Raw genomic sequence first — 14,517 nt, 5'->3', positions numbered from 1 at the left:
TGCTCTCCTCAAGCTGCGCGGCGCAGCGGTTCAAAGACACCGACGCGCTCGGTCGGCATGAAGGTCGGCGTGTCCAGGCGCAGCACCGAGGTATTGACGATGAAGTCGTGCTCGAAACGGGTGATGCCGCGCGCGTTGGTCGTGCTGGGCAGCAGCCGCGCGATCAGCGGCTTGCGCCACTTCTGCGCGATCGTCGAAATTGCCCGCACCAACGTGGCCAGCCGGGCCGGGTCGCTGTCGGCCGACACGGGAATCATGTCCAGCCCGCAGCCGCACACGGTCGACAGCAGTAACAGGTCCTTCACGCCCACGTCGCCGCTGGCGGTGGCCTCCGCCAGCCGCGTGTCTTCCAGTACCGACAGCATGGTGCCGTTGAACCCCACCATGGGCAGGTTCGGCAGCGCGTGCTGCAGCATGTCGTTGACGGCGTACAGCGCGAACATGAAATCGAGCTGGCCGATGCGGCTGCCGTTCAGGCTTTCCACCACCGCCACGGCGCTCGTCTCGTCGCCGGGGAACGGCGCCAGCGACAGGTCGTAGCCCAGGAAGCGCACGCCCTGCTCGCGCGCCAGCCGCACCAGCACGGGCAAGGTGAGCGCCACGCGGTGCGTGAGTTCCTCCCGGCAGGCGTCGAGCCGGTCGGCGAAGTTGTCGTGCCGCCGGCACGCTTCCATGAAGGGGCCGGCCAGTTCCAGCGCCACCGAGAAGCCCGGCGCGCCATCGTGCCAGGCGGCGGGGAAATACGGCGTGGCCGGCTTGATCCACGCCATGGCGGCGAAGCGGAAATTGTCCTGCTGGCGGGCCACCGTGGTCCCCAGCCGCGCCATCGTTTCGGCGGCGGCGCTCACGGCCTCGTTGTGCAGGCCCTGTTCGCCGGCCACGCGCATATTGGTGAACACGTGGCGCGTTTCACCCACGATCGCGTCGATCAGGTCCACGCGCCGGGCCACGCTGGCCTGCGTATCGCAGGCCGGGCCCGGCAGGCAGCACCAGATCTGCTCGCCCAGCGCCCGCTCCAGCCGCACGGCCACGCGGCCGGCGGTGGCGGGATCGCAGTCGGGCAGCCATTGCTCGACCGGCGGCGCCACGTAGCGGAAGCAGCGCGCCGCCAGCCCTGCCTCGTCGAGCAGGCGCCAGGCATGGGCGAAGAAGGTGCGCGTGGTTTGCGCGGTGTCCTCGGGGGCGGCGCCGTCGAGCGGGCAGCCGAAGGTGATGGTGCGAAGGGTGGGCATGATCACTGCTCCTTGGCGGTGCGCAGGCTGCGCGGCCGCATGTCGGTCCATAACTCCTCGATGCGTTCGAGGCAGGTTTCGCGGTCGGCGAGGTCGCCGATGGTCGTCCAGCCGGCCGGTACCGGGCGGTAGGCGGGCCAGACCGAGTATTGATCTTCTTCGTTACGGACTACATTGTAGGCAGTTGCATTCATGATTCTCTCCAGGATATGTAATGGTTTGTGGGGATTGTTCATCCGAACAGGCTGCGTTTTCTCGGCTTCGCGCTCCGGCCTTCGGCGGCGAAGATCGCGCCGACATAGCGTTGCCACGCCTCGCCGTCGATGCGCGGCTCGCGCAGGCCCTGCCCCGCCAGCTTGCGCGCCGTCTTCGCCTGCTTCACCTTCAGGCGCTTTTCTTCCGGTGCCGCCGCGTCGGTGTCCCACCAGAACAGGTAGGGAGCGAACGGCAGCGGCTCGGTTGCACTTCTTTCCTTCACGGTATCGACCCAGTCACGGATGGGCAGCCGCTTCAGGCCCGCGTCGCCGCAATCGACGAAGTCCGGCAGCAGCCGGCTCCAGTCGCGCTTGTCGTCGCCGACCAGGTGGTGCACCCCGGTATTCGTGTAGTCGGCGGCCAGCGCCGTGACGGCGCGTGCCACGTGGTCCACCGGCACGATCTGTTCGAGGAACGGCCGGTCGGGCCAGGCGCCTACCTTCAGGCAGGTGCGCACGAACAGCGCCACGAAGTCGTCCATGCGGCCGGCGCCGCTGCGGCTGTCGACGGCCACCCGGCCCAGCCGCACGATCTGCGCGGGAATGCCGGCGCGGGCGGCGCGGCGCACCATCAGCTCGGCCACCCACTTGCTGGCGTTGTAGCCTGAGCGCGCGCTCTGGCCGATCGCCTCGATGGCGGCATCCTCGTCATAGGTGCCGCCGGCTTCGCCCTGCAATACGCCGGCCGTGGAAACGTGCACGAAGCCCTTGCGCTTGGCCGTGGCGGCCAGTTCCAGCAGGCGGCGCGTGGGTTCCACGTTGTCGTGGCGCAGCGCCTGGTAAGGCAGCACGTGGTTCAGGCGCGAGGCGTTGTGCACCACCAGGTCCACGTCGCGGGCCAGCGCGGCATAGCGTTCATCGTCCAGCCCCAGTCGCGGCTCGGCCAGGTCGCCCGTCAGCACGCGGATGCGGGCGGCGAAACCGTCGCGCCACAGGCCGTATTGCTCGAGGTTGGCGCGCAGCCGCCGCAGGCCGGCGGCGGCGTGGGACGCCCGCACGTGGCAATGCAGCGTCACGCGCGGCCACTGGGTCAGCATCTCGGCCGCCAGGTAGGCGCCCACGAAGCCGGTGCCCCCCGTCAGCAGCACGTGTTCCAGGCTGGAGGCGAGCGGCGGCAGCGGATCCGGCAACGCCAGTGCCGATTCGGCCTCGCCGTCGAGCCGGCTTTCCGCCGCATCCAGTTCCCGTGCGGCGCCGGCGTGCTCGATGCGGAATGCCATCGCGCGCACCGTGGGCTCGCTGAAGAATTCGGGCAGCGTGACGGCGCGGCCGAGGGCATTGCGCACGCGCGCCAGCAATTGCGTGGCCGTCAGCGAGTTGCCGCCCAGCGCGAAGAAATCGGCCGTCACGCTGACGCGCTCCAGTTGCAGCACCTGGGCCCACACGGCGGCGATCGATTGCTCGAGCGCCGTCTCCGGCGCCACGTACTCGCCGGCCCCCAGCGCGTCGGCATCGGGCAGCGGCAGCGCGCGGCGGTCGACCTTGCCGTTGGCGTTCACGGGCCAGCGGTCCAGGATCACATAGGCGCCCGGCACCATGAATGCCGGCAGCCGCTGCGCCAGGAATTCGCGCAGCACGGCCGGGGTCACGCTGCCGTCGATGACGGTCACATAGGCCACCAGCCGTTTCTCGGCGCCCTCGCCCAGCGGCAGCACCAGCGCGCCCGTCACGCCGTCGTGGACGGCCAGTTGCGCCTCGATCTCGGCCGGCTCGATGCGGTAGCCGCGGATCTTCACCTGCTCGTCCATGCGGCCCAGGAATTCCAGCGTGCCGTCGGCCCTCCACCGCACCTTGTCGCCGCTGCGATACATGCGCGAGCCGTCGGCGGCAAAGGGATCGGTGAGGAAGCGCTCGGCGGTCTGTTGCGGGGCGTTCAGGTAGCCGCGCGCCACGCCGGCACCGCCGATGTACAGCTCGCCCGGCACGCCCGTGGGCACCGGCTCCATCGCGTCGTCGAGCACATAGGTGTCCGTATGCGGGATCGGGCGGCCGATCGGCACCGTGCCTTGCGCCGTGTCGGCCAGCGTCACCCGCCCCGTGGTGGCATAGGTGGTGCATTCGGTCGGGCCGTAGGCATGGATCAGCGAGCCTTCCGCCATCGCCGCGATGGCCCGCGCCGCGTGCGAGGCCGACATGACTTCCCCGCCGGTGATCAGCTGGCGCACGCCGCGCAGTCCCTCGGGATGCTGGTCGACGAGCTGATTGAACAGCGCCGCAGTCACGAACGCCGTGTCGACGCGCTGTTCGGCGAGCAGGGCCGCCAGCCGGTCAAGGCCCACCACGCCGGCGGGCGCCTGCACCAGTCGCGCACCGTTCAGCAAGGCACCCCAGATCTCGAACGTGGAGGCGTCGAAGCCCACCGGCGCATACTGGAGGAAAATGCGCTGGGCCGACAGGTCGGCATAGTCCACCTCGCGCACCAGGCGCACGATGCCGCGGTGCTCGACCATCACGCCCTTCGGCTTGCCCGTGGTGCCGGAGGTGTACAGCACGTAGGCCAGCGATCGCGGGTCGTGCGGCACGTCCGGACTGGTGTCGCGCTGGCCGGCAACCTGCGGCGCATCGACGCGCACCAAGCTGCCGCCGAATTCCGGCAACAGGCCGGCGCCATCGCCATCGGTCAGCACGGCGGCGGCATGGGCATTGGCCAGCATGTAGGCGGTGCGCTCGCGCGGATATTCGGTGTCCAGCGGCAGGTAGGCGCAGCCGGCCTTCAGCACGGCCAGCAGCGCCACGATCAGCTGCGGGCTGCGCGGCAGGGCCACGCCGACGATGGCGCCCGGCGCCACGCCCTGCGCCATCAGGTGGTGGGCCAGGCGGTTGGCGCGGCGGTTCAATTCGTCGTAGGAGAGCTGCACGTCGCCCTGCACCAGCGCGATCTTCGCGGGCGCCAGCAGCGCCTGTTGCGCGAACAGGGCATGCACGGTCGTCGCCGGCAGTGCCGGCCGGCTGCCGCGCGCCAGCGCCAGCATGCGCTCGCGCCCCATGCCATCGATCAGCGCATGCTCGCGCAGCGGCGCTTCGGGTGACTGCGCCACCTGGCGTGCCAGCAGCGCGAACGAGTCGGCCAGGCGGGCGACGGTCTCGGGCAGGAACAGGTCGCGCGCATATTCCCAGTGCGCGCGCAAGCCTCCGTCAGCGCTCTCGTACAGCGCCAGTTGCAGGTCGAAGCGGGAGATCCACTCGCCGCTGTCGATCAGCGACGTATCCTCGTAGGCGCGCTGCAGCGCGAAGCCGACCTGGAAGAACGGCAGCGTATTGGCGCTGCGCGGCGGGTTCAACTCGTCCACCAGCAGCTCGAACGGCAGCTCGGCATGGTCGTAGGCGCCGCGCGCGGTGCGCTGCACGTCGCCCAGCAGCGCGCCGAACGTCTGGCCGCCGTCGACCCGGGCGCGCAGCACCAGGGTGTTGACGAAGAAGCCGATCACGCCCTCCGTCTCTTCCAGGTTGCGGTTGGCGATCGGGCTGCCCACGTTGAAGTCCGCCTGCCCGCTCCAGCGGTACAGCAGCAGGTCGTACACGGCCAGCCAGGCCATGAATGCGGTGGCGCCGGATTGCGAGGCAACATTGCGCAGCGCGGCGCACACGTCGGCCGGCAGGTGCGACACGTGCAGGCCGCCGCGGGACGAGCGCGTGGTAGGGCGCGGCAGATCGTACGGCAGCGTGATCTGCGGCTGGCTGCCGTCCAGTTCCTCGCGCCAGTAGTCGACCAGTTTCGCAAGCTTGGCACCGGCCAGGTCGGTGCGCTGCCACAGCGCATAGTCGGCATACTGGATCGGCAGCGGCGCCGCCCGCGGCGTGGCGCCGGCGGAAAACGCGCCATACGCGGCGAGGAGCTCGCGCATCATCACGTCCATCGACCAGCCATCGGTCGCGATATGGTGCAGCGAGACGAGCAGGATGCCCCGTCCGTCCGTCTGCACTAGGCGGTAGCGTGCCACCGGGCCGGCTTGCAGGTCGAACGGCTGAGCTGCCTCGGCGGTGGCGATGGCCGACAGGCGTTCGGCGGCACCGGCCATATTGTCCATTTCGCGCAGGTCGTCATAGCCCAGCGTGACCGGGCCGGCGGGCTGCACTTCCTGCCACGGCGTGCCGTCGATCTCGGGGTAGCGCGTGCGCAGCGATTCGTGGCGCGCATGCAGCCAGTCCAGCGCCTGCTGCAGGGCGGCGCGGTCGACGACACCGGCCAGCGGCAGCGCATTCGGCACGTGGTAGGCCATGCTGGCCGGATCGTACTGGTGCAGGAACCACAGCCGCGATTGCGAGAACGACAGCGGCACTTGCGCCGGCCGCTGCGCCGGCAGGATAGTGGGCTGGCGTGGCATATCCTGCCCATCGCCGGCGGCGCCAGCGGCACGCAGGGCCGCTGCCTGGCCGGCGATGGTCGGCTGCTCGAACAGTACGGACAGCGGGATGCGCACGCCGAACGTCTTCTGCAGCCGCGCATACGCCTGCGTGATCGACAGCGAATGGCCGCCCAGGTCGAAGAAGTTGTCGGTGACGCCCACGGCTTCCACGCCCAGCACGGCGGCCCAGATGCCGGCCAGCTTCGCCTCGATCCCATCGCGCGGCGCGATGCGCTCAAGCGCCGCGCCGCACAGGTCGGGCACCGGCAGCGCGGAACGATCGAGCTTGCCGTTCGCGTTCAGCGGCAGCGCGTCCAGCCCCATGAAGCGGGCGGGCACCATGTACTCGGGCAGGCGCGCGGCCAGCCACGCCCGGCACGCCTCCTGCAAGGCGGCGGACCAGGCGGCTCCCTCGGCCGGCACCACATAGGCGACCAGCCGCTGGCCATCCGGGGTGACGGTGGCCACGGCGTCCAGCACGGCCGGGTGGCCGCGCAGCTCGTGGCCGATCGCGTCGAGCTCGATGCGGTAGCCGCGCAGCTTGACCTGGAAGTCCACGCGGCCGTGCACGACCAGCGTGCCGTCGGCGCGGAAGTAGCCCAGGTCGCCCGTCAGGTACAGCCGCTCCCCCGGCCCGGCCGGATCGGGCAGGAATTTGGCCGCGCTCATGCGCGCATTGTTCAGGTAGCCGGCGCCGACGGAACCGCCGGCGATCGCCACCTCGCCCGTCACGCCCGGCGGCAGGCGGTTGCCGAAGCGGTCCAGCACGTGCACGGCCAGGCCGGGCAGTACCTTGCCCACCGTGACCGGCCGGTCCAGGTCGACGAATTCATCGCGGCCGAAGCGGTGCGTGGTGCACAGGTCGGTGCATTCGGTGGGGCCATAGGTGTTGACCAGCTCCGTGGTGCAGCCCTCGGCCAGCAGCCAGGGCGCCAGGCGTCGCTTGTCAACCGGCTCGCCGCCCACGAACAGCAGCCGCAGCGGTGCCAGTGCCGCGTGGCCGCCCTCGCCCTCCACCATCGCGTACGCCATGCTGGGCGTGCAGTTGATCCAGCCGATGCCGTGATGCTGCACGAGCTCGCGGGCATGCAGCGGATCGAAGTGGCGCGTGGGCGCCAGGTGCAGGATGCCACCCGTCGTCAGCGCGCCCCACACGCATTTCTGCGCCAGGTCGAAGGTGATCTTGTTGACCAATAAACAGCGCTCGCCGGCGCCGAAGGCGAATTCACGGTTCCACCACTGGATGAAGCGGGTGAAGCTGTCGTGGTACACGCCGGCCGCCTTCGGCTTGCCGGTCGAGCCGGATGTGTGGATCACGTACAGGATGCGGCCCCGAGCCGCTTGCGGCCAGCGCGCCAGCGGCACGTCGTGCTCGTCGCGGCCGCTCAGCAGCACCGTCACGCCGGCGATGTCGAACAGCGCCGCGTGGGCATCGTCCGTCACCACGTGGCCAATGCGCAGGTCGGTCACCATCTGGGCCAGGCGCGCGGCCGGCAATTTCGTGTCCAGCGGCGCATAGGCGCACCCCAGGCGCGTGATGGCAACGAGGGCGGCGATCATCGGCACGCCCGGCTCGAACGCGAACGCCACCGTGTCGCCGGTGCGTACGCCGGCCGCCAGCAGGCGCGCGCCGAGGCGGCGTGCCTGCAGGTCCAGCTCCGCGTAGGTGGCGTGCTCGTCGCCCGCCACCAGCGCCGTCGCCTCGGGCCGTTCGGCGACCTGGCGGGCAAACAGCTCGCCCAGCTCGGCATCGGCGTCCCCCACGGCGGGCCGGTGATTCCAGCCATCCGGCAAGGCCAGGTCGACGCCTGGCGCGATCGAGAGCGTGCCGAGCGGCGCGGCGGTGTCGGCCACCATGCGCTCCAGCAGCTCGCGGTAGTGGGCCAGCAGCCCGGCCACCGCGGCGCCCTCGAACTGGCGCGCGTCGTACAGGGCCTTGATGCGCATGCGGCCCACCGGATCGATCACGAGCGCCAGCGGGAAGTTGGTGTGCTGCCAGACGCTGACATCGGCCAGGCTGACGCCTTCCGCATACGGGAACGATTCGATGGCCAACATCGCATCGAACAGCGGGCGGCCGCGCGGCACCTCGCTCCAGCCGGCGATGTCGGTCAGCGAGGCATGCTCGTGTTCGCGTTGCGCCACCAGCATGGCGCCCAGCCGCGTGGCGAAAGCGCGCACGCTTTCCGCAGGATCGATGCGCACCCGGACCGGCACGGTGTTGATGAACAAGCCCACCATCGCGTCCGATCCCGCCAGCTCGGGCGGGCGGCCGGCGACGGTGGCGCCGAACACCACGTCGTCCTCCCCGCTGTAGATGGCCAGCAGGTGCGCCCATGCCGCCTGCAGCAGCGTGCCTGGCGTGACGCGCAGCGAACGGGCCGTGTCGCGCAGCCGTGCGCCCAGCGCGTCGCCCAATTCCGCCGTGGCGGTGGCGCCGGCATCGGCACTGTCGTCCGGCAGCGGGCGCTTGACGAGGCCCAGCGGCGTGGGCGCATGGAAGCCTGCGAGCTGCCCGCGCCAATAGCGTTCCGCGGCCGGCTTGTCGCGGCCCTGCAGCCAGGCCAGGTAATCGCGATAGGCCGGCGCCGGGCGCGGCTGCCAGGAACTGCCCTCTTCGAGCGCCGCGTAGGCCGACAGCAGTGCGCCCAGCACCACGAAGGCCGACCAGCCGTCCAGCAGCACATGGTGATAGGTCCAGAACACCACGCTGTGGCCGGCGCGGTGCAGCAGCGCCTGCCGCAGCAGCGGCGGGCGGCGCAGGTCGAAGCCGCGCGCCGCCTCCTCGCGGCGCAGCGCGTCCATGCGGGCGGCGAATGCGGCATCGTCGTCGCCGGTGGCGTCGATCTCGCGCACGTCGAGAGCCGCCTGCTTCATCAGCACCAGCAGCGGGTGATCCAGTCCTTCCCAGGCCACGGCGGCGCGCAGCACCGGGTAGGCGGCCAGCGCCATGTTCCATGCCTGCTGCCAGCGCGCGCCGTCGATCCGGCCCTGCGTGGGGCAGGCGAACTGCTCCACGTAAACGCCGCTGCCCGGCGCTTCCAGCGTATGGAACAGCATGCCCTGCTGGAGCGGCGTGAGCCGGTGTATCTCGAATATATCCTGCTTGTTCATGTGTCTCTCTCGAATCTCTAGTCTTGATCTCATGTCCTGGTCAGTCGGCCAGTGCGTGCAGCACGGCATCCAGGTTGTCGGTGGCCGGCTCGGGCGTCGATGGTGCGGGTGCCGGAGCCGTCGCGGGGGCGGCATCGTTCGCGGCACCGGCCACGGCCGCCAGCTCGGCCACGGTCTGGTGTTCGAACAGCTGGTTCGGCTTGAGCAGCACGCCGTGCTTGCGGGCGTGCGATACCACCTGGATGCCGATCACGGAATCGATGCCCAGGTCGAAGAAGTTGTCGTGGATGCCCACCGGGGTAATGCCCAGCGCGCCCTCGATGATCGCGACCAGCACTTCCTCGGTCGGGTTGGTGGGCGGCGCCGCGACCACATCCTCGCGCACCACTTTCTTTTTCTCCGCCGGCGCGGCGGCCGGCGCGATGCGGTCGGCGCGCAGCTTGCGCAGCAGCGCATCGACCGGGTGCGGATTGAGTATCCAGTGGCCGCCATGCCTGAGCGCCAGTGCGCGGGCGAACAGCGCGCGTCCTTCCTGCGGCGAGATCGAGCCGTCGTCCACCGCCGGCGCGGCAGCCGGTTTGGCGGCGAACGATCCGGCCGGCACGCGGCGCAGCCGGAAGTCCTTCACTTCGGCCAGCACGTTGCCGTCCGGCGCGGCCAGCGCGATGTCGAAGCGGATTACGTCGCGGTCGTCGGAGATGCCGCCGAACGTCACGTGGCTGTACAGCTGCGTGCCGAGGCGGCCGTGCACCTCCAGCGCACCGTACGTGAACGGCAGGTATTCGTCTTCCAGCCCCAGGTCCAGCCGCGCCAGCAGGTGGCCGGTGATCGGGCCCGTGGCCATGTCCAGCAAAGCCGGGTGCAGGCCCAGCGCGGCATCGTCGTCCACGCCTTCCGGCAACGCGAGCTCGCCCAGCAGTTGCCGCCCGCCCAGGCGGATGCGGCGCACCACCTGCCAGTGGCGGCCCAGGTCGAGGAAGCCCTGCTCGCCCACCATCGCGGCGGCGCCGCCGGGGAACTCCAGCACATCGGCACGGCATTGCTCGGCGATCGATGCCAGGTCGATGTGGCGCGCCGCGGCAGCACCGGCAGCGACCGTCGCCGTCAACACCGGCGACTCGCCTTCCTTCACTTCGACGGCATAGCCATCCGCCACGGGTTGGAGCAGCACGTCCACCGTCACCATCCGGTCGGCCGGCACGAACAGCGGCCGGTAGAAGAACACGTCCGACAGCGTGCAGGCGCCATCGCTGCCCGTGGCCTCCTGGAAGGCGGCGCGCACCGTCTCGATCAGCGCCGTGCCCGGCATCACGGGCGTGCCCTGGATGCGGTGGTCCTGCAATGCCCAATGATCCTGGGCGCGCAGGTGAGTGGTGAAGCGCAGCGCACCCGCCTCGTCGGCACGGCTGAACAGGTATGGGTGGGCCAGCGTGCGCCCGGCAGGCAATACCGGGGCGGACGCGGTATGGCCCATCGCGACCGCCATGCCCACCTCGCGCCAGCCGCCATACGCCAGCGACAGCGTGCGGCGGCCGCGCGCGCTGCGGCTGCGTGCGAACGCATCGAGGAAGGCGTTGGCGGCCGCGTAGTCGGCCTGGCCGATGCCGCCGATCGTGCCGAACAGCGACGACACCGCCACGAAGAAGTCGAGCGGCTGACCGGCCAGCGCCGCTTCCAGCGCCAGCGCACCCTTCACCTTCGGCGCCAGCACGGCGTCGGCCTGGGCGCGGGTCTTCAGCGCCATCACGCCGGCACCGGCGATACCGGCCGCGTGCACCACGCCGCGCACCGGCGGCATGTCGGCCTGCACGCGCTCGACCATGGCCTGCACGGCAGCCGGGTCGGTGATGTCGCAACGCTCGGTGACGACCTGCACGCCGCGCCCGGCCATCCTTTGCAGGCGACGGATCCGGTCGCGGCCTGCCGTATCGTCCGGATTGGCCGCCAGCCACGCATGCCATTCGGCCTGCGGCGGCAGCACGTTGCGGCCCACCAGCACCAGGTGGCGCGCGCCCCGTTCGACCAGCACGTCGGCAAATTCCAGGCCCAGGCCGCCCAGGCCGCCGGTCACGATGTACGTGCCATCGGCCGCCAGCGCGGCGGGCACGGCCGGTTCCGGCACGGCCATCGTCTCCACGTGGGCCAGCCAGCGCGCGCCCGCCCGCTCGGCCACGAACTGGTCGGCGGGGCCGGCCGGGGCGTGCGGTTCCGCGTCGAGGCGGGCCAGTTCATCGAGCACCAGCGTGGCGGCGTCGCGGCAGGCGGCCGGCACGTCCAGCACGCGGCTGGCGATGCCGCGGTGCTCGTAGCCGATCGCCAGGTGCGCCCCCAGCATGGTGGTCTTCACCGCATCGACCGTTTCCCCCGGCTGCACGTCGAACACTTCGCTGGCCACCGACAGCAGCGGCAGCCGCGCCGCGGTATCGTCGCCGAACGCCTGGGTGAGCGCCAGCAGCGCGTGGAAGCCCAGTTCCAGCGTGGCCCCGCTGTTGGTCACGGTATCGCCGCCGCTGGCCGGCAGCAGCCAGGCATGCACGATCGCGTCCGGCTTGCCGGCATGGCGCGCCAGCGCCTCCCAGTCGGCCGCCTGGTCGGGGCGCACCCAGTAGGCATCCTCGTCCACCACGCCGAATGCCGGGCCGGGCTCCGCGCAGGCGACGGCGGCACCGGCCTTGCGCAATGCGGCCGCCAGCGCGTTACCCTGTTCATCGTCGTGCGCCAGCAGCAGGACCTTGCGACCGGCCAGCGCGGGCACCGCTTCCAGCCACGGCTGCCGGCGCCACGAGGCGGCATGGAACCATTCGCCCAGGTCTTCGCTGCGGCGCAGGGTGGCTTCAACCAGCGCGCTCGGTGCCGGCGGCGGCTCGACCCAGTGGCGCTCGCGGGCGAACGGATAGGTAGGCAGCGAGATGCGGCGGCCCAGGTTGTCGGCATCCACGTCGGCATAATCCAGCGCATGGCCGGCGGCCCACAGGTTGCCCAGCGCGGCCAGCAGGAAGCGGTCGCCCGCCATGGCGTCCTGGGGATGGCGCATCAGCGGTACCGCCACGGCGACGGGCTTGCCCGCCGCCGTGCCGACGGTGTGGCGCACGAAGGTGCTCAGCACGCCGGACGGCCCGGCTTCGACGAAGAAGCCGCAACCGTCGGCGACCAGCGTTTCCACGCCGGCCTGGAACAGCACGGGCGACAGCAGGTGGCGCACCCAGTAGTCGGGATCGGTGGCCTCGGCCGCCGTCAGCCACGTGCCGGTCACGTTCGACACCACGGGCAGCGCGGGCGAGCGCGGCGCGGCGGCAGCCACGGCGGCGCGGAACTCGGCGGCCAACGGGCGCATCATCGCCGAGTGGAAGGCATGCGACGTCTGCAGCTTGCGGCAGCCGATGCCGGCCGCGTCCAGGTCGGCTTCCAGCGTGGCGATCGCCTCCAGCGGACCGGAGACGACGCTGGCGCGCGGGCTGTTGACGGCGGCCAGTTCGATCTCGCCGCCCAGGAAACGGCGCGCCTCGGCGGCGCCGCCGCCGATCGACAGCATACCGCCCGGCGGCATCGCCTGCATCAGGCGGCCGCGCAGCGCGACGAGGCGCAAGGCATCGTCCTGCGTGAAGACGCCGGCCACCGTGGCGGCCACGTACTCACCCAGGCTGTGGCCCAGCAGCGCGGCCGGCTCGATCTTCCAGGCCAGCAGTTGCATGGCCAGCGCGTATTCGACGGTAAACAGCGCCGGCTGGGCGTGGCGCGTTTCGCGCAACAGTGCATGGTCCGCCTCGACCGGGGCATCGGTCAGCAGCAAGCGCGCGAGATCGGTGTCCACGTGCCGCGCCAGCGTGGCGCAGCAGGCGTCGAAGGTGTCGCGGAACACGGGGAACTGCGCGTGCAGCTCGCGCGCCATGCCCGCGAACTGCGAACCCTGCCCCGTGAACAGCAGCGCCAGCTTCTTCGTAGCTGGCAGCGCGGCGGTCTTGTTGGGCTCCTTGGCCACCTTGTCCAGTGCCGCGATCAGCTCCGGCGTATTGCCGGCCACGACGGCGGTGCGCAGATCGAAGGCGCGGCGGCCTTCCTGCAAGGTGAATGCCACGTCGTCCAGGTCGGTTGCCGGGTGCCGCTCGAGGAAGCGGGCCAGCTGGCCGGCCATGCGGCCCAGCGCGCCGGGGCTCTTGGCCGACAGCGGGAAGATGCGCGGCTTCTCGCCCGACCGCGTGGGCTTGGTGACGGGCGGCTCTTCCAGGATCAGGTGGGCATTGGTGCCGCCGATGCCGAACGAGCTCACGGCGGCTACGCGCTTGGCCAGCGGCGCGGTCTGCCAATCGTTCAGCCGGTCGTTGACGAAGAACGGGCTGCCGGGAAAATCGATGCGCGGGTTCGGCGTGTCGAAGTGCAGGCTGGGCGGAAGCACACCCGTACGGGCGGCCAGCGCGGCCTTGATCACGCCCGCCACGCCGGCGGCCGGCGCCAGGTGGCCCACATTGGTTTTCACGGAACCGATCGCGCAGTACCCGGTGCGGCCGGTGTGGGCGCGGAAAGCGCGCGTCAACGCCGTGATCTCGATCGGGTCGCCCAGCGACGTGCCGGTGCCGTGCGCCTCGATGTAGCCGATCTCCTCGGGATTGGTGCGCGCGGCCTTCAGGGCGCGCGTGATCGCGTCGACCTGGCCATCGATGCCTGGTGCCGTGTAGCCGGCCTTGTGCGAACCGTCGTTCGTCACTGCCGAGCCGCGGATCACGGCGTAGATATTGTCGTCGTCGGCCTGTGCGTCTTCCAGGCGCTTCAACACGATCACGCCGACGCCGCCTTCCGAGAACACGGTGCCCTTGGCGCCTGCGTCGAAGGCGCGGATGCGGCCATCGTCGGAATTGAGGCTGCCCTCCGTGTAGTTGTAGCCAAGACCGGCGGGCACGGTGGCCATCGAGCCGCCAGCCAGCGACAGGTCGCATTCGCCGGCGCGCAACGCCTGGCAAGCCATGTGGATCGCCACCAGCGATGTCGAGCAGGCCGTCTGCACGGTCACCGACGGGCCGGTGAGGTTCAGCTTATAGGCGACCCGGTTGCTGAGGTAGTCGGGCTCGTTGCCGATGCCGGCGATCAGGTCGCGGTCCGACGCGCACATGATCTCGCGGTTGGCGTACACATTGTTCAGGAAGTAGCGCGACAGGCCCGTACCGGCATATACCGCGGCCACGCCGTGGTAGCCGTCCGGCGGGTAGCCCGCATCTTCCATCGCCGCCCACGATGCTTCCAGGAACAGCCGCTGCTGCGGGTCGATCAGTTCCGCCTCGCTGGGCGAATAGCCGAAGAAACCGGCATCGAACTTGTCCACGTCCGGCAGGTGGTAGCCGGCGCCGACCCAGCCGCCGGCGGCGACCTGGCGCTCCACGAACGGCGCCGTCAGGTAGTCGTGCGCATCGATGCCGGCGCGGATTTCCTCCGGCGTGAAGTGGCGCAGCGCGCTGCGGCTTTCGCACAGCATGTTCCAGAAGCTTTCCACGTCGGGCGCGCCCGGGAACCGGCCGCTGATGCCGATGATCGCGATCTTGCCCGAGTACTCTTTCTCTTTCATGTCATTCCCCAAAATAT

General features: G+C 70.8%; 4 protein-coding genes. All 4 read right to left on the bottom strand.

Going from position 1 to position 14,517, the window contains the following annotated elements:
• Window positions 1-8 precede the first annotated feature (8 nt).
• Genes V6Z91_RS10335 through V6Z91_RS10320 form a run of 4 tightly spaced genes read right to left on the bottom strand, consistent with a single transcriptional unit; the run spans window position 9 to window position 14,500 of the window.
• The gene (locus tag V6Z91_RS10335; RefSeq protein WP_338770044.1) at window positions 9-1,232 is read right to left on the bottom strand and encodes a DUF711 family protein; all 1,224 of its coding nucleotides are present in this window, start codon (window positions 1,230-1,232) and stop codon (window positions 9-11) included.
• A gap of 2 nt (window positions 1,233-1,234) precedes the next feature.
• Window positions 1,235-1,426 (bottom strand): MbtH family NRPS accessory protein, encoded by a 192-nt coding sequence (locus V6Z91_RS10330; protein WP_338770042.1) that lies wholly within the window; start codon window positions 1,424-1,426, stop codon window positions 1,235-1,237.
• Window positions 1,427-1,464: 38 nt separating this feature from the next.
• Window positions 1,465-8,946: an amino acid adenylation domain-containing protein gene (locus V6Z91_RS10325; RefSeq protein WP_338770039.1), complete on the bottom strand. Its 7,482-nt coding sequence runs from the start codon at window positions 8,944-8,946 to the stop codon at window positions 1,465-1,467.
• 40 nt (window positions 8,947-8,986) lie between these two features.
• Window positions 8,987-14,500 carry an SDR family NAD(P)-dependent oxidoreductase gene (locus V6Z91_RS10320; RefSeq protein ID WP_338770036.1) on the bottom strand — a complete coding sequence of 1,838 codons (5,514 nt, stop codon included), beginning with the start codon at window positions 14,498-14,500 and terminating at the stop codon, window positions 8,987-8,989.
• Window positions 14,501-14,517: the final 17 nt, after the last annotated feature.

Origin of the sequence: Massilia sp. METH4, assembly GCF_037094685.1 — a bacterium.
Taxonomy (GTDB): Bacteria; Pseudomonadota; Gammaproteobacteria; order Burkholderiales; family Burkholderiaceae_D; genus Rugamonas.
The sequence above is the reverse complement of the archived record's forward strand: the minus strand, read 5'-3'. Positions and strand labels throughout refer to the sequence as shown.